Annotated in this window: 25 protein-coding genes; 2 read left to right on the top strand and 23 right to left on the bottom strand. The window is 39.5% G+C overall.

The window, feature by feature from the left end; all coding sequences use genetic code 11:
* Nucleotides 1-30: 30 nt before the first annotated feature.
* From IQ283_RS18185 to yneA, 7 genes are all read right to left on the bottom strand, one after another.
* Nucleotides 31-915, bottom strand: coding sequence for a M15 family metallopeptidase (locus IQ283_RS18185; RefSeq protein WP_194221502.1), 885 nt, complete (start codon nucleotides 913-915; stop codon nucleotides 31-33).
* 114 nt (nucleotides 916-1,029) lie between these two features.
* Complete coding sequence (locus IQ283_RS18180; protein WP_098443499.1) at nucleotides 1,030-1,257, bottom strand: YneF family protein; 228 nt, start codon at nucleotides 1,255-1,257, stop codon at nucleotides 1,030-1,032.
* Nucleotides 1,258-1,349: 92 nt separating this feature from the next.
* Nucleotides 1,350-1,793: a sporulation inhibitor of replication protein SirA gene (gene sirA, locus IQ283_RS18175; RefSeq protein WP_194221501.1), complete on the bottom strand. Its 444-nt coding sequence runs from the start codon at nucleotides 1,791-1,793 to the stop codon at nucleotides 1,350-1,352.
* 160 nt (nucleotides 1,794-1,953) lie between these two features.
* Complete coding sequence (locus IQ283_RS18170) at nucleotides 1,954-2,241, bottom strand: HesB/YadR/YfhF family protein (RefSeq protein ID WP_194221500.1); 288 nt, start codon at nucleotides 2,239-2,241, stop codon at nucleotides 1,954-1,956.
* Nucleotides 2,242-2,358: 117 nt separating this feature from the next.
* Entirely contained in the window at nucleotides 2,359-2,595 is a 237-nt protein-coding gene (locus tag IQ283_RS18165) for a DUF896 domain-containing protein (RefSeq protein ID WP_194221499.1), read from the bottom strand.
* Nucleotides 2,596-2,661: 66 nt separating this feature from the next.
* A complete protein-coding gene (locus tag IQ283_RS18160) occupies nucleotides 2,662-3,312 on the bottom strand; it encodes a YneB family resolvase-like protein (RefSeq protein ID WP_194221498.1) in 651 nt (216 codons plus the stop codon).
* Nucleotides 3,313-3,315: 3 nt separating this feature from the next.
* Nucleotides 3,316-3,636, bottom strand: a complete 321-nt coding sequence (gene yneA, locus IQ283_RS18155; protein WP_194221497.1) for a cell division suppressor protein YneA — start codon at nucleotides 3,634-3,636, stop codon at nucleotides 3,316-3,318.
* Between the two features lie 151 nt (nucleotides 3,637-3,787).
* Here yneA and lexA point away from each other — a divergent pair, with 151 nt between their 5' ends.
* Complete coding sequence (gene lexA / locus IQ283_RS18150) at nucleotides 3,788-4,411, top strand: transcriptional repressor LexA (protein WP_194222291.1); 624 nt, start codon at nucleotides 3,788-3,790, stop codon at nucleotides 4,409-4,411.
* Between the two features lie 245 nt (nucleotides 4,412-4,656).
* On the opposite strand, the gene IQ283_RS18145 is transcribed toward lexA, so the two are convergent.
* The 9 genes from IQ283_RS18145 to IQ283_RS18105 form a co-directional block, all read right to left on the bottom strand.
* Nucleotides 4,657-5,946: a hypothetical protein gene (locus tag IQ283_RS18145; protein WP_194221496.1), complete on the bottom strand. Its 1,290-nt coding sequence runs from the start codon at nucleotides 5,944-5,946 to the stop codon at nucleotides 4,657-4,659.
* Between the two features lie 395 nt (nucleotides 5,947-6,341).
* Nucleotides 6,342-7,337, bottom strand: coding sequence for a S66 family peptidase (locus tag IQ283_RS18140; RefSeq protein ID WP_242057379.1), 996 nt, complete (start codon nucleotides 7,335-7,337; stop codon nucleotides 6,342-6,344).
* A gap of 241 nt (nucleotides 7,338-7,578) precedes the next feature.
* Nucleotides 7,579-7,950, bottom strand: a complete 372-nt coding sequence (locus IQ283_RS18135; RefSeq protein ID WP_194221494.1) for an iron chaperone — start codon at nucleotides 7,948-7,950, stop codon at nucleotides 7,579-7,581.
* Between the two features lie 63 nt (nucleotides 7,951-8,013).
* Nucleotides 8,014-8,649: a Type 1 glutamine amidotransferase-like domain-containing protein gene (locus IQ283_RS18130; protein WP_194221493.1), complete on the bottom strand. Its 636-nt coding sequence runs from the start codon at nucleotides 8,647-8,649 to the stop codon at nucleotides 8,014-8,016.
* Nucleotides 8,650-8,706: 57 nt separating this feature from the next.
* A complete protein-coding gene (locus IQ283_RS18125) occupies nucleotides 8,707-9,261 on the bottom strand; it encodes a GNAT family N-acetyltransferase (RefSeq protein WP_194221492.1) in 555 nt (184 codons plus the stop codon).
* A 675-nt stretch (nucleotides 9,262-9,936) separates the two neighbouring features.
* The gene (locus IQ283_RS18120; RefSeq protein ID WP_194221491.1) at nucleotides 9,937-10,113 is read right to left on the bottom strand and encodes a hypothetical protein; all 177 of its coding nucleotides are present in this window, start codon (nucleotides 10,111-10,113) and stop codon (nucleotides 9,937-9,939) included.
* Nucleotides 10,114-10,216: 103 nt separating this feature from the next.
* Nucleotides 10,217-11,899, bottom strand: a complete 1,683-nt coding sequence (locus IQ283_RS18115; RefSeq protein ID WP_194221490.1) for an acyl-CoA dehydrogenase family protein — start codon at nucleotides 11,897-11,899, stop codon at nucleotides 10,217-10,219.
* Nucleotides 11,896-13,416 (bottom strand): class I adenylate-forming enzyme family protein, encoded by a 1,521-nt coding sequence (locus IQ283_RS18110; protein WP_194221489.1) that lies wholly within the window; start codon nucleotides 13,414-13,416, stop codon nucleotides 11,896-11,898. The genes IQ283_RS18115 and IQ283_RS18110 overlap by 4 nt, the downstream gene beginning before the upstream one ends.
* Entirely contained in the window at nucleotides 13,413-13,796 is a 384-nt protein-coding gene (locus IQ283_RS18105; RefSeq protein ID WP_194222290.1) for a MerR family transcriptional regulator, read from the bottom strand. The genes IQ283_RS18110 and IQ283_RS18105 overlap by 4 nt, the downstream gene beginning before the upstream one ends.
* A gap of 229 nt (nucleotides 13,797-14,025) precedes the next feature.
* Between IQ283_RS18105 and IQ283_RS18100 the strand changes: the two genes are divergently transcribed.
* Entirely contained in the window at nucleotides 14,026-14,517 is a 492-nt protein-coding gene (locus IQ283_RS18100) for a ferritin (protein WP_194221488.1), read from the top strand.
* A gap of 95 nt (nucleotides 14,518-14,612) precedes the next feature.
* On the opposite strand, the gene IQ283_RS18095 is transcribed toward IQ283_RS18100, so the two are convergent.
* From IQ283_RS18095 to IQ283_RS18065, 7 genes are all read right to left on the bottom strand, one after another.
* Nucleotides 14,613-15,065: a GNAT family N-acetyltransferase gene (locus tag IQ283_RS18095; RefSeq protein WP_242057378.1), complete on the bottom strand. Its 453-nt coding sequence runs from the start codon at nucleotides 15,063-15,065 to the stop codon at nucleotides 14,613-14,615.
* Between the two features lie 219 nt (nucleotides 15,066-15,284).
* The gene (locus IQ283_RS18090) at nucleotides 15,285-15,548 is read right to left on the bottom strand and encodes a hypothetical protein (RefSeq protein WP_194221486.1); all 264 of its coding nucleotides are present in this window, start codon (nucleotides 15,546-15,548) and stop codon (nucleotides 15,285-15,287) included.
* Nucleotides 15,549-15,704: 156 nt separating this feature from the next.
* Nucleotides 15,705-16,109, bottom strand: a complete 405-nt coding sequence (locus IQ283_RS18085) for a VOC family protein (RefSeq protein ID WP_194221485.1) — start codon at nucleotides 16,107-16,109, stop codon at nucleotides 15,705-15,707.
* Nucleotides 16,110-16,346: 237 nt separating this feature from the next.
* Nucleotides 16,347-18,158, bottom strand: a complete 1,812-nt coding sequence (locus IQ283_RS18080) for a dihydroorotate dehydrogenase (RefSeq protein ID WP_194221484.1) — start codon at nucleotides 18,156-18,158, stop codon at nucleotides 16,347-16,349.
* Between the two features lie 536 nt (nucleotides 18,159-18,694).
* Nucleotides 18,695-18,844: a DUF4083 family protein gene (locus IQ283_RS18075; RefSeq protein ID WP_276511851.1), complete on the bottom strand. Its 150-nt coding sequence runs from the start codon at nucleotides 18,842-18,844 to the stop codon at nucleotides 18,695-18,697.
* Between the two features lie 155 nt (nucleotides 18,845-18,999).
* Nucleotides 19,000-19,233 (bottom strand): hypothetical protein, encoded by a 234-nt coding sequence (locus tag IQ283_RS18070; RefSeq protein ID WP_194221483.1) that lies wholly within the window; start codon nucleotides 19,231-19,233, stop codon nucleotides 19,000-19,002.
* A 194-nt stretch (nucleotides 19,234-19,427) separates the two neighbouring features.
* Nucleotides 19,428-19,961 carry a dihydrofolate reductase family protein gene (locus IQ283_RS18065; RefSeq protein ID WP_194221482.1) on the bottom strand — a complete coding sequence of 178 codons (534 nt, stop codon included), beginning with the start codon at nucleotides 19,959-19,961 and terminating at the stop codon, nucleotides 19,428-19,430.
* Nucleotides 19,962-19,969: the final 8 nt, after the last annotated feature.

The raw sequence follows: 19,969 nt of genomic DNA, 5'->3' as shown, positions 1-19,969 counted from the left end.
TATCTTATTCAAACTATGAACATTCCATAACTATTTTTCTTCAGAGAAAAATTCTTCAAGCGTAACGCCCGCTTCATGAACATCAGAAGCCGCTTCCTTGCCCACATAGCGAACGTGCCATGGCTCATACTGATAGCCAGTGATATCTTCTTTTCCTTTTAAGTAACGAACAACAAAGCCATATTCATGCGCATGCTCTGCTACCCACTTACCTTCTGGCGTATTGCCAAATTCTTCGGTAAGAGAGCTTCCGAGAGAAGGCGTGCTAATATCCATCGTTAATCCCGTCTGATGTTCACTCTGGCCCGCCTGAGCACTTACCTGGTTTGCTACTTCTTCTCCACGTTGTTCAGCATTATAAGCAAAAATAGCTTCCTGGCGCTCATAGGAGCGGTAGCCAGAGACAGCTTTTAATTCAAATCCATCTTTCTTTGCACCGGCAAACATTTTTTCAAGCGCTGTAGCCGCTTCCTTGACCATTAGCCTTTTAGGATCATCTTTTGGTGCGTATGAAGAAACATCCGGTTCCACAAGATTTTCGGGCACAAAGTCAGAAGGTAAATTTCGCTCTTTATTTGCCACAACATAAATGCTGTCTGGATTCGTTACAGTTAAATTCTCTCCATTTTTCTCAACTGTTTCAGCCATCGTTGGATACGCTGCTGATTTATCCTTTTTGGCTTCATCGCTTTGATCGCTTTCTTGATCTTCTTTCTTGCTGCTATCATTTTGATTGTTTTTGTTTTGGTTTCCATCATTATTTTCGGAACTATTCGAGGAGCCGTTATTCGTCTGTCCATCATTCTGTGACTGATTCTCTGTCTGGTTAGACGTTTGCTCTCCATCTCCTGCCTGACATCCGGCTAAAAGCGCGAACGAAAGGCCTGTTGCTACTACTAAATTTTTCATTGTCATGTGAACACTTCCTGATTTTTTATAGTCTAATCTATCATACCATCACACCAATTAGACCCGTCAACCAAAATTACTCCATACAAAAAGCACTCTGCTACCAGAGTGCTCAATAAGCTATTTATCGTTGTTTGTCATTTGACTATTCATAGCCTTCATCATCTGATTAATCTTCTTCTGAGAAGGTTTTTGCCCCATTTGCATCATCATTACACGAAGCATATTTTCATTAATAGGGGGATTCTTCTTTAAATAGTCCATCATATATTTGCGGGCAATAAAAAAGCCAAGTGCTACTCCAGCAATCAACGCTAGCACGCCCACAAGCGTGTACATCCACCACATTCTAGATTTCCTCCTTATTCTTTCTCTTCCAATAGTGTACTACAACCCTTAATGATTATACAATAACGTCTATTAAAATAGTAGGAGTTTATTCAAACTAGTTTCTGTTGTTTAATCGGGTTAAGCCACCCGTATCGACCGGATTGGAAGTCAATCGCAAAGAACGAAGGAGTTAATTTTCGTATCACTTCAAAAAAGACTGTTTCAGCCTCGTTTGATCCGCTAGCATATATATTTATCTTCTCACTTCTTACAAATAAAGATGCATCACTTTTAGATTGTTTAATACACAATCGATGCCCTTCATTTTTATATTCATACGTGCGAAAGCCACCCAATTCATTGACTAAACAGGTATTTAGTTCTTCTTCTTCAACAGGATCTGTAATAAAGGCTACCTGTTTTTCTAGAAGCTCTTTCTGATCGGCCTGAATGGCCCGCTTCCTTTCGAGGAAAAGTTGATACAACAGATGCTCCTTACCAGCATATTGTTCTGCAATGTGCTGCTTAACGAAGTACATTTCGTAATGCCTCATATAACTCCCCCCTGCCAAAGAATCGACTCATATAAAAGAAAGTATAAATGAGTTCTCATAAAATGATTGTCTATACATGGAGGCTAGCCTTCACTAGTTTTGTCGAAATTAAAAAGACCTGTACTATAACATATATGTTATAGTACAGGTCTTTAGAATGCTATGCCATACTCGGCAGGTCACAAAGAACACCGCCGGATCTCTCATCATAATCAAGCTTCATTCGATCAACAAACCATTGATCGTCTGGTCGAACGAAGTACGTAACTCCTCCAATTTCTTGCTTATAATCATCATATGAAGGCTTATCAGACATGACCCCAAGAGAAAAACCTCCGCTGTCTCCACTCCCTGCGTAGCGTACGAATAACCTTAAGCAATCACCGTTACCAAGTTCCATTTCATTTTTGTAAAACTCAGCTGCAGAATCAGTTACAACAAACATCATATCCGCCCTCTCCGTTTTGTATTAGTACATCTTGTTATAGTACAGTATAACGAATATTTGAAAAATTGCAACCATAAAAATAGCCTAATTTTGCTTTTCGCAAAATCAGGCTATTTTCTACTGAAGAAAGCGACGGTTTTTCTTGCTTTCCTTAAGCTTTTCAGGTGTTACATCTGTGCCTTCTTCATCCACAACTTTTATAGAATGAAGTTGGTTTTTGAAAGAAGAACGGAAATTTGCTAAATATTCCTTACGTAGCTTTTTCTGTTCTTTTTTCTCATCTTCTGTTAATGATGATTCTTTTGCTTTACGAGATAGCTCGTTAATTCTTTGGAGTTTATCTTCAAAAGGCATGTAAAATAGCTCCTTTACTGAAACTTGTATCTCACATGCTAACGCATGTTTTGAACATAGACAAGTTTAGTGCTTCTCGTTCTGCTCGTCAACATATTCCTGATAACGTCTATGTACCGTTGCTTTCGAAGCGTGATGTCCAAATCCTTTTAGCGTTGCGGCTATCTCATTAAACGTAAGACCACGGTTTCGTAGATTAACAATTTCTTCGATTGGAACTTCCACCCGCTCACGCCCACCTTGATTTTGATGGCTGAGGTTTCGCTGCGGTCGATAGCCTTCTTTAACCGCTTTGTCCATTCCACGTTTAATTTTCAGATTATGAAGCTTGCGCTGAAATTCTTCAACGATACTAACAATTTCGAGAACCATCGAATCAGATTCCGACAATTGAAGTTCTCCGTTTTGATTGACTGTATAAATCGTCCCTCCATATTTATGGACGGCATGTAGAAGAGCGATCTTTGCATTTCCTCTCCCAAGTCTTGTTTCATCTTGAATGAGCAATGCCTCAACATGCCCCTCTTTCAATAAGTCAAGCACCTCAAGTATACCATCGCGGTCAATGTCATACCCGCTGTGCTTTTCTTCAATCAAGCGATGTATAATAAAACCTGACTGTGAAGCAAATCGTTGTAGTTCTTCTTTTTGCCTGGCAAGAGAAGACTCCTGCGCTTCTTTCTTTGTGCTTACCCGACAATAAATAACGGCGTTCATACTTTATTCTTTACCCCCAAGTGCGGTAGCGTTCGCTTCAACAGGGATGATGAGAGTATCTCCTGCTGTAATTCGGTTTGCATCAATGCTATTCACTTCTTCAACCCAGCTGACGAACTTCCGATCAGACAACTCATGTGCAGTACGATATTCTTCCGCAATTTCTAAAACAGTATCTCCCTGCTCCAATTGTACCGTTGTGTAACGATCATACTCCTCAGCTGCAGCTGTTCGCAAAGATAAAAACACAATAATTAACACAGCTACAAAAGATATAATGACAAGAAAATCAACTCCAGACAAGCCCCCAGCTTGCTTTCTCATCCCAATCACCCCATATGCGAATATTTGTTCTGTTTTTAGTATATCAGAACCTCTGTTCGTGTCAACTAATTTCTTCGAACTTATGTTTGTATGCGAACAAAAATTCTGGTATACTACTAACAAATAGATAGATTGGAACGAGGTGCCAGATATTATGAAACTATCAAAGCGTCAGCAGGACATTCTGGACTTTATTAAAGTCGAAGTTAAGCAAAAGGGTTATCCACCCTCTGTAAGAGAAATTGGCGAAGCTGTTGGACTCGCTTCAAGCTCCACTGTCCATGGCCACCTGGCAAGACTCGAGAAAAAAGGGTATATTAGACGAGACCCAACAAAACCAAGAGCTATCGAAGTGCTTGGTCTTGATGAAACGATCGATATTCCTCGTCAACACACTGTAAACGTTCCCGTCATTGGTAAAGTAACTGCTGGTCAACCGATCACTGCCATTGAAAATGTAGAAGAATACTTCCCGCTTCCAGAGCAGTTTGCACAGGATGAAGAGCATACCTTTATTCTTGTGATTGAAGGGGATAGTATGATCGAAGCTGGTATTTATAACGGTGATATGGTTATTGTGAAGCAACAACCAACTGCAAATAACGGCGATATTGTTGTCGCGATGACAGATGAAGCTGAAGCAACTGTTAAACGATTCTTTAAAGAAAGCAACTACTTCCGACTTCAACCGGAAAACTCATCGATGGAACCGATCATTCTTGATTCCGTTTCTATTCTTGGTAAAGTAATTGGGGTCTTTCGCTCAATCCACTAGAAGCGCTGCGTGCGCTTCTTTTTTTTGTTATATAAGCCTTCTCTACTTCAATACGAGCTTCTTCTCTTCTTCTATTTATTAAGACTTCCGTCTGTGTAAATGATCGCAGTTTGTACGGCAAAGGGTTTTAGCTTTATATCTCAACCAACCTCGATGACCTACTATTAACTCTTAAAGCTATACAAAACAGCCCTTCATTTAAATGAAGGGCTGTTTTGTATACTTCTTTCACTATTCTTAAACGGTTACTTTTCAGCAGCCTCTGAAGCCGCTATAACTAATTCAACTGTTTGATCTACTGTCGCCTGACGGAACTTTTGGAACTCATCAGTGATATAAACCGAAGGATCTTCAGGATAGTACTCCTGAGCGGCTACGTGAAGGTGTCCACCCGGAATATCATAAGCTCCTATCCCAATTCGCACACGATTGGATCGGTACTGACTTTCATTCGATAAGTAGCTTCCGCCTCCTCCTTTACGAGCTTTTGATCCTTCAGTTGGACCTCCTTCATGGCACTCATACGGTTTATCACGATATTCTGGTGCGAGCCATTCGCATACTTCATCGCCTCTTTCCACAGGCCATGGTCCAGTATTGGCTGCAATCATTTCCTTGTAAGGAAGCGTTGTTTCGATAAATTCCGGTAGTTTTTCAGGCATCGGCCAGCTGCTGACTGTCGGAATAACTTCTGAGCGGTCTTCAAGAGTGTTTCCAATTCCTGTGCGCCATCTGCCAGCAAATCCTTCAATGGTCATAGCTTTTGGACCACCTTGACTGATCGTCATCATGAGATCCACCTGCTCTTTACTATTAACCAGGTAAGGTCCAAAAGTATCTTCAACGATTCCTTCATCAAAATCATCCCATCGTACCGGAAAATTCGCTGCTTGAATAAAAGCTGGACCTTCTTCCGTCATAACGACTTTCCCATCCATCTGAAGCGCTGCAGCGCCAGAAGGGTTTGATCTCCTAAATTCCTGTTCTAAACGGTATGGATCAAATCCGCTTACTAAAACGCGCTTAACTTTCTTCCCTTTTGGAAAATCAATAGAAGTAATTCCCCTTGACGTGTACTCTAGTTTCTTCATCAGTTCTTCTTGCTTTTTCTCCGTTACTGTATATGATGGTTCCCATTGCCTGAGGGCAGCAGTCATATGTAATCGAGTCCAATAAAGCGGGCGATCATCATAACGATCTAGTTCCCCTAAATCATTTCGTTCTCCCTGAGCTCGAGCAACAGCCGTCTCCCACAGCTTCTCACCATGCTTTTCGATCACTTTCTCTGCTTTTTTTACACTTTTCGCTTTGCACAAATCTTCCTTAAATTCATCTGCAAAAACTGTAAACTCCGCCTTATCCATGATTTGCTGTGGGATCGGGGCACCGTCTTCTATTCGCTGCTCCTCTGGTGTTAGCGCCGCATCAGTGTTAAAGCAATCACCTTGGGCACTTCCACTTGACGGTGAGAAACCGAAAGTTAACATCCCTACAAGAAAAAGCGCAATCCCATATTTCCATTCCCTAGATTTCATATTTCTGTTTTCCTCCCCTTCTAGTTGAACTATCTTCTATTGTAGAGATGGGAGGTTGTATTTTTCAAACTATTACAAGTATTCTGATCAAAAATGAATCATTCGAAGTGGATCATGTATGGATAACATACTTATATTATAGAAAACCGTGACGTTTTCTCTGCATCTTTCGACATATAGATAAGCTTAGCTATCATTTAATGAACTGCATTTCTAGCCTTTTTCGATTGTTCCAGACTGAATGAATTTGTACTAAAAAGGAGCAAGCTCCTTGATGGAACTTGCCCTACGTCGTAATTTTTTATTAATTAATTTATATACGTGTATTTTTTTCAGAACTTACCTGTAATTCTCCACTACAAATTGCTGACTATAAAAGTCATTAACTAGACTTATCAAATCCAGTTCTCTACACAATAAACCTTTTTAGCACTAGCATCTAACTTTACTTTTTTACCAATAGCTAAAGGGTGCATCGGATGTGTATGACACGTATCAAAATCAGCTAATAATGGAACTTTTAACCCGTCTAACTGTTCCAGCAATAGATCTAACGGCTTCTTTCCTGTCCCTAGATCATCATAACCCTCATGCTTTCCTAAAAGGATACCGGAAATTTTCTCGAATACACCGTGCATTTTTAGCATTGCAAAGTTTTTCTCTACTACGGAAGCATTCTTAGCACAATCTTCTATTAACAAAATATCTCCATCGTTAATAATAGGAAAATACGGCGTGCCTATAAAACCGTACATCGCATTCACATTTCCCCCTATTAGTCGTCCTTCCGCAACTCCTTCAATACCAGTTACCCATTCATTTTGATATAACGTTTTTTCTTTTGTTTTTTCTAGCCAGTTAACAGGCTCATCAGACCAAAATAGCGGCATAGGAATTTCATACGGCACTGCTACTTCATTTAAAAAGTAGCTCTCGAAGTTACGATATGTATCATTTAACAGTGGCTCAAACTCACCAAACGATGGTATTAAAGCAGGCCCATAATATGTAGGAATATTGGTTTTCGCATAGAGAGCAAGCAAGATAGCAGTGGCATCTGAATATCCTACAACAAGCTTTGGATTTTTTTCAAACGCCTCATAGTCTATATAAGGCAGCAAACTATTGGAATTTGTACCACCAATCGTATTCATAACCATTTTTATTTCCGAATCTCTCAACAATTCATTTAATTCATGGGCACGCTCTTTTGGAGATCCGGAACGATAAAAATCTGTTTTTCCTGTTAAACTGCCTTCAACAATGACATATCCCTGTTTTTCTAAGAAAGCTTTAGCACGTTCAAAACGTTGTCGAGCGGTAACCGTTGCAGGTGAAGAAGGAGTGAAAACGCCTATCTTATCACCCTTCTCTAAGTATCGCGACATCATTGTTCATTCCTTCCGATCCGTCAATTAATATGGGTTTACAATGAATCTACCAAATCCTTCATACCAATTATTTCAAAACCGAAAAAATAACTCAATCTATTTTTTCATGAAAAAGAAAGCCTTTCTTACTATCGAAGGGCTTCCTTTGAACATATATGAACCTCATTTAGTTTTAAATATTAATCTCACATAGCGGCTATCATTCGGTTGGTCCGAATAGAAGCCTGTCCCGTCTATTTATTCACTTGCGCCAAAAAGTTGAACAGTCTGCCTTATCATGAATATTGAATTCGATCATTTTTTTAAGTAATGAAAAATCAACTGAATTACCCCACGGAATACGCATTAGTTGTTTAGTGTGGTCATAACCAGCAAGTTTCATTTCTTCAGAAAAATGAACAATTCCAGTCTTTTCAGGGGCAACAGCCAAATGATGTTTTGCTACGCTAAAGGCAATAATAAATGTTCCGTGATCTGTAAACATTGGCTGATTCCAGGCAATTTTCGGCACCAGGTTTGGAAATTCATTTTGTACCCAGGTCAAAATTTGTTCCGTTCGCTCTCGGTGCTGCAGGTTCTCTATCTTTGCTAGATATTCTTCAAATACCTCCATTTACATTCCTCCTTTAAAACAAGCAAGTGTAGTGAAATGCGATACCTCACTGAAATAGTGCCATTACAACTCGCTCTTCATCACTACTATATCACCAATCATTTGTAGTTTACCCTCTTCAAAAACAATTCCATCGCCGTCATTAGCTGCATATACAGTTGTTCCTGTTCTCTTAGCATACTCCCAAATTTTATTCTTATAATCTGAACTCCATCGATTGTAGTGAGGTAAAAACTCGAAATCGACAAGACCCAAAGTTTGGTGCAACGCCTCGCTAGTTGTTTCTGTAAACATCTGAAATAGCTTTGTAGATCTACCGAGTTGAACCGCTCCTCCGCTCACCCCAACAAGAATTCCTCCGCGATTATAGAAATCTAAAAGAACATGATCCATATGCCGATGATTAAGAGCCTTACTAAATTCCAGCGGATTACCTGCTGAGAGATGGATTATATCTGAACTCAATAATTCATCTATTTTCATAGGTTCAAATTCACTGTATAAATCGAAAAACATGATATTCTCGATTCCATAGTTTCGATAATAATTCACTTTAGTACCGTAATAATGCTTTTCTTTATCCTCCGTTGAAGGTATGTAGCTAATCTTTTTGTTTCCCCCACTAAACAGTAATTCATCTAATCTACGGTTGCCGGGTGTTTCATTTACTTGATCGCTATAAAAGTATAACTTTCCCATTAATCCACCTCATTCATACCCCTATACGCTAAAGTCAATTTAAATTCTGTGCGTTTATTAACTCTCACGATATTCATTCCAGTCTTTCGCGAGAAGACTGTACAGGATGGTGTCATGAAAGTGATCGTACAAATATTCAGCATCTTTTATGATTCCATCGGGTTTAAAACCAAGTCGTCTCGGAATTCCCTGACTTTTTTTATTCTCTATCCCGCACTGTATTTCAATTCGATTCAAATTGTATTCTTCAAATGCCTGGACAATTAGTTCATTAACGGCAGCTGTCATAATCCCCTTATCCTGGAACTTATCTGATAGCCAATAGCCAATACTCGTTTTCTTGTTAGACCAATCGATGCCATGGAACCCTACCATGCCTGCTAATCTTCCATTGTACACAATACCTGCTTGAAATCCATCATGTGAAGAAAACTGTTTTAGCCACATTTCAATCACTGGCAAATAATCCTCTTCTTCTTTCATATTGTCTACCCAGGGCAGCCACTCCCTTAAATAATCTCTGGAATGGTCAACCAATTCAAATAGCTCTTGCGCATCTTCCATTTGAAGTAACTTTAAGGAGACCTCTTCATTCACTTTTAAACTAAACATACGATACCCCCACCTTTTTCTTATTCATAAATATTAGCAAACTAAATAATACCAATTATTTCAAAAAAGTTCGAATAATTCCATCTTTTATTTATTCTATCTTTAAGAAATATTTTATATATAGTAATCAGTTCGTTTACAATATTCTATATGGTAGAAAACCTCTATAAATATCATAATTTTTTAGTGGACGTAAAAAAGGATGCTGAGCACGAATACAGCATCCTCTCATTAACAGCAGCACTTACCGCAGCTATAATTAGGCTTTCTTCATTGATATTAAAATGTTGGGTTAATTAATAGTTAATGTTGATATTATATGACCCTAGTTTCTATAGAAAAAGGAATGTTTGCAGTTGCTCTATTTTCCTTAGTTTAAGACGGTACGAAGGTCTTCCGGGTTAATAAATTGTATACTCGTGACTTTATCCTCTTCATTAGTTTGGCCATGGCCTTTCACAGTGAAGCTGTAATAGTTGTCGTTTTATTCAGTATTAATTTCATTAACTTTCAGCTTATAATCAGGGTCCGCCAACCGCACAAACCTCCACGCGCCGTTACTGTTTACTATATTATTCTCAAAATAACGTTCACTTAAATAGGGTTTGAAATTTTCTTGATCATATTCAAAAAGCTGACTGGCATACTCTTCCAAATCCCCATTAGGACCTTCTATTAACTTTTCTGATCATCGTGCGGTCCAGTGGACAACTTTTGTAAAACCACTCGAATATTTTGTTCACTTTCGCTTTTGGCTGCATTGCTTCCCACGTCCTCTGAATTTGTACACCCCACGGACAATAGTAGAATTCCTAACAATAATAATGGCTTAAAATATTTCTTGATGTCCATAAAGTAACACCCATCCGACACATTAGTAAAATTCTTCTTATTACTACATACGAAAGGGATTCTATTTATTTTCAAAAAATTAACAATCAGCTCACTTTTTATATTAGTTATTCTGAAGTTCAGAGAACTCATGAACATCTTCCACAATTCGTTCATAGTGCGTGAGAGCCAGATCATTAAGCGCATAGCGGTCATTTTGCAGCGTGTTTTCAATAAACAGTTTCGCGATTACGACTTTTCGTTCTCCTCCTCGTACTGCATCTTTTAGCGCGATTGTACATTCATAAATATCCGTCAACCATTTGGTCATTCGTTTACAATGATACGTTTGTCTTGACTCATCCATTTTACAAATTTGATCGATACGTTGTTCGGCTGAATCGATTGCTTCAGCCACACGTTCAGCATCATCAGCTAAATGATTTGGGAGGTGATTTAAGTCATTTAGCATTTCTTTAAAAAAGAGTTTGTGAACGTTATATTTGTGAATTAAACGAAGTACCTCCAATCCTAATATGTTCTCTGTCCCTTCCCATACTGTCAGCACCTGTGCATCTCGTAGCAACCTCGGCGTGACAAAATCCTCAATATACCCATTCCCTCCGTGCAGTTCAATCGCTTCATGCGAAAAATGCACTGCTTGCTCTGCAGACTCTTTTTTCACCAAAGCAATAAGGAGACGATTTAATGCCTGATCTTCTTCACTAACGCTCTTTCCGCTAGCCACTTTATCAAAAAGCGCAATGCTCGAGAATACTGCGCTCATCTCCACCTCCTGCTTCACTTTCATATTGACGAGGGATTCCCGAATCATCGGAAAATCTTTCAGCTTTTGCTTGAAGGCCCCTCGCTCATAAGCGTAGCTTTTTGCTTCAAGATAAGCTCGTTGCATAATTCCTACGGACGCAATCGCATTGCACAAGCGAGATAGATTTAACGCTTCGGCCATATACGAAAAGCCCTTCGATGCTTCCCCGACCAAGTAAGCTTTCGACCCATTAAGGAGTACTTCTGCTGAAGGAACCGCTTTTACACCTAGCTTATCTTTTAATCTTCTAATGGAAAGATTGTTATTGGATCCATCTTCCTTTTTCCACGGTAGTAAAAATAAGCTTAGCCCCTTAGTTCCAGGCTTTTGATCATCAATCCGAGCTAATACCATCGCAACACCACATGCTCCCGCGTTACTCGCAAAATACTTCTCCCCTGTTAACTTATAATGATCTCCTTCTTTTACAGCGAGCGTTTCATTTGCTCCAACATCCGAGCCACCCTGCCGCTCCGTTAGAAAAGTTGCCCCTTCATATAATTCCACTTCCCCAGTTGATAGAACGTGAGGTAGAAATTTATTCTTCAAATCCTCATCAGCATAATGATCGATTAGATAAGCCGTTGCCATCGTTAAAGTAACAGGGCAATAGAACCCTGGTTCTGTTTGGGAAAGAAGATACCCTTGCGCGAAAGAATAAATGTAATTTCCCTTCTGCCCTAAAGCTGGAATTTCTTTATGAACATATCCTACAATGCCCCGGTCGTACGTCTGCTTAACAGTTTTCATATAGCCTTCATTCCGCCAGACAAATGAGATATCATTACCCATCTTGTCGTACTTCACCAATATCGGCTGTCCCTCTCGATCGGTATGTCGAGCGCGTTCATCGATCGCATTCGCACAAAGCTCTCCGTACTCGATCAGCTCATGCTCTGCCCACTGAAAGAATTCTGGTGCCAGGCACTCTTTCAATAAAAAAGCTAAATTGGGATCATCGTAGTAAAAGTTTCTCATCGTTTCACACCTTTCGATTTCGCTGTCTCTCGCAATTGATTTTTCAGTATCTTCCCCGTGACATTACGAGGAAGCTCTTTCACAACTTCATACTGTTTCGGAATTTTGTAGCTTGCTAGTTTGTCCGCTAAAAACGTCCGACATTCTTTCTCGGATAAAGTGTTAGATACAACAAGAAACGCCTTGACCGTTTCGCCCCAGTCAGGGTGTGGAATGCCGATAACAGCAGCATCTTCAATCGACGGATGAGTTAGGAGAGCGCTTTCAATTTCTTTCGGAAAAATATTTACTCCCCCTGAAATAATCATGTCTTTCTTACGATCGACAATCCATATAAAGCCATCCTTATCCCGAGTGGCCATATCACCCGTATACAACCAGCCACCCCTTAATGCTTCCTTCGTTTGAAGCTCATCTTTATAGTATTCTTTCATCGTTCCTTCTCCACGAATCACTAGTTCCCCTACTTCAGCTGGTGGTAGTTTTTCACCATAAGCTCCCTTAATATCGACCTCACAATTCAAAGCAGCACGCTTTCCAATACTACCGGCTTTTTCATCATGTTCATCTGGAAGGAGTAGCGTTCCGTTTGGTCCTGCTTCCGTCAGTCCATAAACACAAAGCAGTCGGTCCGTTTGAAACTGCTTTTTTACGAACGAAACGTGCTCGCTTCCTAGAGGAGCTCCCCCATATACCCAGTACTTCATAGACGATAAATCGGTTGTCGCTATTTGCGGATCCTTTCCTGTCGCAAGGTATGCAATAGGCGCTCCAAAGAAATGAGTTGTTCGTTCACCTGAGACAAGATGAAGCAACAATTCTGGAGAAAACATTGGGGCAAGAACGTGCGTGGCGCCTACATACGTACCTGCTAGAAGGAACAAATGAAGCGGTGCCGAGTGACTGAGCGGCATCATGTGAAGAATACGGCTCTCTTGATCCATTTTCATTTCAATCGCCATCATCGTAGCCACTGATAACAAATTTCGATGTGTAAAGAGAACACCTTTAGGATCCCCCGTTGTTCCTGATGTATAGAGAAGAGAGGCTTCATCATCCTCGTTAAGGTTACATTCGATTTCCTCTACGCTTCCTCTTCGTATTAGCGCTTCAAGTGATAACCAATTCCTAACAGGCTCTCCCGTTTTGATACAAAGTATATGCTGTCGATCAAGATGCTCAACTTGAGAAAACGTCATATCGTGCGTGATCAATGCTTTGGCTTCACTATGATCCAAAATATATATGATTTCTGCAGCAATCAGCTTTGCATTAATCGGTACAACTAGGGCACCAAGTCGCTGAACAGCATAATAAGTAAAGAGAAACTCTTTCGTATTCGGCATATGAAGAATCACTTTATCCCCTCTCTCGACGCCATGCGAACGTAGTGAGGAAGCTAACTGATTGACTACCTTATCCCATTCGCTATAAGAAATTCTCTCCCCATTCGATACAATCGCTTCATGATTCGGAAGCCTTCTCGCCTGCATAGACAGCATTTCTGATACGTTCATTCCCTTTCCCCCTCTTTTAATTTCGTTACAAAACTCTCAAGATACCAGGTCATATCTTCTCGAAGCTTGTTAAGCTCATCAATCCTTGCATCTACTTCTCGAAGCTTTTCTTTCCCGTATTGAATCGTTCGCTTCAGCTGTCGCTCTCCCGTTCGGTCTTGATCGAACAGTACAATCATTTCTTTAATCTCATCAAGCTGAAAGCCGAAATTCTTCCCCCTAAAAATCAGCTCTAAACGCGTTCTTTCTTTCCTCGCATACACTCGCTGACCATTTTCTTTTCGAACTGGCGAAAGTAAGCCAAGCTCTTCATAATAGCGAACTGTCCGTGTGCTTACGTTAAAGAGCCTAGCGATTTCTGAAATGGTGTACTGTTCCAACCCCATCACCTCTTGTGACTGAATTTTCTGATACAACAAGCATACCATTGACGTTAACGTTAAGTGCAATCATTAATTTTCAAAGCAGTGAACTCATTTTTAAATATAAAGAATAAAGTCATTGCGCTTAGAACAAGAATTTTTTCTACTAAACAAATTTTTTTATGATGTAACAAGACAAACAACTACTTAATAATGTGTGTTATATGAAGATGACGAGGTGGATGGAATGGTACAGAAGGAAGTTCAAGACCTGTTAAACAGATTGATTCAAATCGAACACATTTCTACAACGTTGTACCTGGCAATGTCAGCGTATATGGATCGAAAAAATTACACAGGTATGGCTAGTTGGTTACGAATCCAGTCAGATGAAGAACGTACCCATCTGCTTAAACTTATTAATTATTTAGCAGGAAAAGATGGTGTTGTAGAATTAGGTGCCCTCCCTGAGCAACCGACCGATTTTGGAACTCCTCTTCAAACGTTCCAACAAGTTCTGGAGCACGAACAAAATGTAACTAATTCCTACCGTCAGGCCTATAACTATATAAAAAAAATCGACCCGCAAACAGCAGTTATTGTACAGGAATTCTTACGAGAACAAATTGATGAAGAAGCACAAGCGCTTACGATCGTAGAGAGGTTAAAGTTAGCAGATGATAATACATCCGCTCTTCTCTTAATTGATCAAGAGCTTGCTCAAAGGCAAGCTGGATAATAATAAAGGCCCGCTGATCACAATGATCAACGGGCTTCCCTTTTCCATATGTAATGAAGCAACGATACAAACTTGCCGTTCAATAAGACTTCATCTTAATCCGTATAGGCATATATAAAACCATTTTTCGCAAGTACTTTCTGTGAGGCGACATTATCTTGAGTTGTTCTAGCTATAATGCATTGAATGACTTCGAGATTGGTTGTCTTTTCTAATAAAATCTTGAGCGCTTTTGTCGCTATTCCATTGCCGGTATTATCTTCACCAATTCTATAACCAAGCTCGACGCTATTATTGGAGGGATTGGAATCTACTAAATTAATTCTTCCTAAGATCGTGCCATTTTCATCTTTTATAAGATAAAAGGTCGATAAACCCAGAGATTGTTCTGTTACTAATTGTACGAGCTTGTCGTTAAACGTCTCAAATTTATAATAATCCTCTCCACGATCTGGGACCATCTTATTGAAATAAATTCTGTTTGCGACTTCAAAGTGAAACAATGATTCCGCATCACTTTCTTGAAGTGGATGTATTTTAACTTCCATCATGTTCTCCCCCCGCTAAATCAATCATAGTAGAACTTTACCGATCATGAATCAATCCATGCAGCGACCAAAATCCCTACAAGGACTTGGCCAGTTTAATGTTTTTGGCCAAATGAAGAGTGCGTGACGGTAGATATAAAAAAGTATCGAAAGCATAATCGCCGCTAACAACGCAATCCCAACAACCATCGTTTACACTCTTTCAGTAAAAACAACAGATTAAGCCTTGTTTTCGGTTTTCAAGGAGTACTTAGTGAAATAAGCACCGAGTAAGAGAAAAACCATCATCGCAACCCAGTTAATCATTCCCATCAAATCAAACCAGTAAGCTAAAAGGTTCACGATCGCAATGAGAAAGAGAAACACTGGCGTTAAAGCACTATTTATACCGGTCAACCCAGCCGCTTTTCTTTTCCGTAAAACAATAAATGTAGCTACAATTAAGGCTGTAACCGTGATAATTGTTAAGATAACAGGTGTCATTTGTCCCCTCCTCCTTATCAACGTGGTGACGCTTTACGTAATTTTCGTGTGAGCAGTTTCAAAATAATAAATCCTTTTTATCCTTACCGTTGATTTTAACATATTATTCCACACTCAATTCCAACTACAAGTATAAAAGTTACGTATCTATTAAGTTTAAATCCCTTCTGTATTCATTAGTACAACTCTCCAGCCATCAGGATCTTCAATCGTTATCCCTTTCTCTTTCCAATACACATTTTCAGGTTCTACTTCCCTATGCCCCATTTGATTAAGTCTTTTTGCTACGCTCTTCAGCTCTTCTCCATTTGGAATATAGAAAACGATCAAGTTATCAGCAGTAGGCGCAGGGCAAGGGCTACCTTCTTCATGTGACGTGAACTCTAGCTGATAAGATAGATGAGGTAAACCATATACCACGCCCGTATATCCTGCATGTCCAGTAAATTCTGCCACTCGCTGTAAGCCTAATCCATGTTCATAAAACTGAATAATTTTATCAAATTGATCGGTCGGCCTAGCTATTCGAACTTGCACTGCGTTAAAATCTTGAAATTTCATCGTCGTTCCCTCCAATTACCATATATACCACGATACTTCAAAAATCTAATTGTTACATACGTATATTTTAAGCTTTCTCCAGCGTCATAGCGTTAGAACAATGAATGAACTTCTCTACGACTTTAGGATGAAATTAGAAAATAATTCATTTAAAAAAGCTGAAGCCCCTTAAAGCGAACTTCAGCTTCTAATTAAAATAGGACCCCATTGAACAATTGAAATTCCAGATCTAATTCTTCAATATGAATGCTTCCCCATCAAATAACGTTTTGAAAAGTACAACCCTCCAAAAAATAGCGCAAGAGCGATGTAGGCCGGAAGCAAGTGAATAAACGTCGTGTAGCCAATCATAATGTGTACATAAATTCCTGCTACAAACGCAGGTAATCCTCCTATAAGAAACATCCACCATAGCCATGAATTCCCCGATTGGAAGCCCCAGAGAGCAGACATTAGCACTAACAATCCAACGCTAATCATCGCTCCTCCGAATCCAGCACGGTCATGGGCGATGACTGAGATCAATCGATCATTGAAGGACTGAATGAGATCCGCTGGCATGCAGATGTATTGTAAGTCCGTTGGGACAAAAACCCCTGTCACACCAATTCCGGCAATAATCACTCCACCAAGAACAAATGAAAATCCAAGCATAACAAAACAAAATTGCCCAATAACGCCTTTACGCCATGCCTGGTCATTCCGACGGTTTCGTGATTTTGGCGTTCTCTTTATACCTTTCGTTTTCACGTATCCTCTAAAGTAAAAGGGTAATAACACAATCCAAAACAGCAAGTGTAACCAGTCGAAGTACCCATAGCCAATGAAAAGCAAGATGCCTAGAAAACCGATAATTGCGGCAATATCAATCGCCTGCTTTGCCCACAACATTCCGTACTTAACTCCGTTATAAGACAGCGTCATATAAACAATGCCACCAGAAATCATCGTTCCAGCTAACGTCATTCGGTCATGTGCCATAAACCATAAGAGTCGTTCATTAAAGAGCAACAGCTCCTCACGAGTTAGCCGCATAAACCTTTCATCATATGGTAAAACGATCGAAGTGAGACTTAACATTAAAGCAATCATGCCACCGATCATGATAAATAATCCAAACAAGAAATAATCTTTCCATCCACGACTTTCTTCTTCAAATGCACTATCGTTCATCGCTTCATAAATTCTCTTAGGCAACCCTGGCCCAGCTTCGACATATTCACCAGATAAGAACAACAAATCAGCACCGTGCTTCACTAGCTGTAGAGCATCTTCTGGCTCTTTCACTCCACCCACGGTCACCAATCGTAATGAAGGATATTCTTTTTGACAATAGGCTAACGCTTCCTTATGTATCGCAAGGTTTGCTAACGTATCTAAACCTTGCACTTCATCAATCACAACACCCGTTATGTATGGAGAAATAGAATCCAAGTCAGCTTTTTCAATTTGATTACCTGGCACTCGAACATAAATGCTTTTCCATTCTCGAATGGACCTCAGCACATCCATATTCGTAAAATCGATTTCATTATAATGGATTTCATAAACACCATTATAAGGTTTTAAAGCTCTAGCGATCTCAATCAGCTCAACGCTTGTACCGCTTAACTGGAACATAGCGGGCTGAACCAACTTGGCTTGATCTAACCGTTGAAGCGTCTTTGCAAGGCCCGCTCTCTCTCCCTGTTCAGAAAAAGCAATACTTCCATTTTGTAGCCTCGTTGGTTTCGTGTATTCTTCAGATGGCTCTTTCGTAATCCGACCAATTTCAATACAGCCAAACCCCAAATGGCTAAATCCTTTTAAACCAGAAAGTCTAGGATCAATTTTGCCTGATAGACCCACACAGCCTGGAAAAGTAATGTCTTCGATCTTAACCATCAGCTCACCCGCTACCTCTTCTCTTCCTAAAAAATGAATGAGATGCTGTCCACCTGGAAGTGAAGCGATACGATTCATGGACTGATGAATAAACTCTCTTGAAGCTTCGGGACTCCATTTTGATAGAAAAGGTTTAAACATGACATGGTAGGACCAGTCCGGCATATAATCACCCCTTCTAGTTTACATAATTTAATTATAGTTTACTATGTTATGAAATAAGCTCTGTTCTGAGACGCAGGCGTTTCCATTAGTTTATATTTTTTTATAATAAATCAGTCATTAACAGAATGAAAAGTATAACCGCTGTAACAATGTATGTATTGGCTATTTTTTTAGTTTGTTCTTCTTCTCTTATTTTTTCGATTCCAAACAGTAGAAACATGACAAACAAAAATGAGATAAAGACTTGACTAGAAATCGCGTTAGGCAAAATAAAAAAATGATTGAAAGCCATTCCTATTGCTACGATTGCCAATAACAAATTAACTTTTCTTAACAGAGTCATAGAAATCACGCCTTCCTAATGAATCGTTCTTTAACTAAATAGCGTGACAGTTGTTTCTTGTTTATTTTAAGGAACTAGGAATTTCTCATTCCTTTTCGATCACCGTTGTACAGAAATAGAAAAAAGACTGCGCGCATACACGCCACAATCAGATTTACTCAAGCTTCCACTTCTTCATACGGACATATTTTAACTATTTTTCTTCTAGCAACTCGATAATCCTATCGAGCTTCTCTTCAACATTTTTCGTTCGCTTATGATTAACTTTTGAATTAATCAGCAGCCGTCTTATAAATAATACGAAAGATCCTACAGTGATGCCCAACAATATGATTGTCATCAAAAAGATCAACAAGGAAGGTCCATTATCCAAACTACCACTACTCCATTCTTTGATATTCTTAGATGAGATACAATGTGCTTCTACCTTATCTTCCAATTCTAATCTTTATCCTACTTACTTACCCAATATTTAAAGCTAGGCTCTCATCAACTTCTTCAAGAGGAAGAGCTTTCACGCTCATTTAGGTACTTTTGATAAGCTTCTTTCACTTTATCTCTTTCTGGGGTAATCTTAGAAACTCTGTGATGGATGTCATGAAGGAGATACAGTCCACGGAAAAGGCAACCAGCAACGATGCCAAACGCTACAATACCACCTACTAGTGGACCTGTCATCATCAAAATGAGTCCTAAAATAGAGGCTAAAAAGATCGATAGTAGTAAATACAAAAAAACACTCCAATAACTTTTTTCGAATCACTTTCATAATCCCATTCATCTACTATTAAACAATACCATATTTTTACCAATAAACTGCGTCCTTCAAGCATTTTCTTATCAAAATCGCATAAAAAAAGCGGTTCATCAATGTGCCCAAACCATTTTTGGACAATTTGATTGAACGGCTTTTTCAATATCTTACATTATCCTTTTTTAACTAAATAATGAAGCTGTGCAAACTGACCATACTGGCGCACATCGGTTAACTCCAGGTCATGCTTGATCTCACTGTGTTGAAATAGTGGAATTCCTTTTCCAATTAATGCTGGTGCAAGCGAGATAATGAATTCATCAATCAAATTCTTCTCAAGAAATTCATGAACCAATACACTGCCACCGATCAGCCAGACTGTCTCTCCACCCTGCTCATTTAATCTACTCAATAATGAAGAAGGGTCTTCCGATGTAAATGTAACATCGTCTGTGTTTTCTCGTGATTGAGTCGTATACACATAGGAAGCTTTACCCTCATACGGGTTAACCCCGTTCTCTTGTTCCATTATCCAGTCATATGTACGTCGCCCCATGATGAGTGTGTCAACATCTTTCATGAACTCCCCATAACCCGCGTCACCTTCTGGATCAACTTTAAAAAGCCAGTCGAGTGAGTCGTCTTCTGTTGCAACGTAGCCGTCAACGCTAGTTGCGATGTATACGGATACTTTCCGCTTTGGCATTGAATTCC

Source organism: Pseudalkalibacillus hwajinpoensis, assembly GCF_015234585.1.
In the GTDB taxonomy this organism is placed as follows: Bacteria; Bacillota; Bacilli; order Bacillales; family Guptibacillaceae; genus Guptibacillus; species Guptibacillus hwajinpoensis_B.
This window is presented reverse-complemented; position numbering and strand designations above follow the sequence as displayed.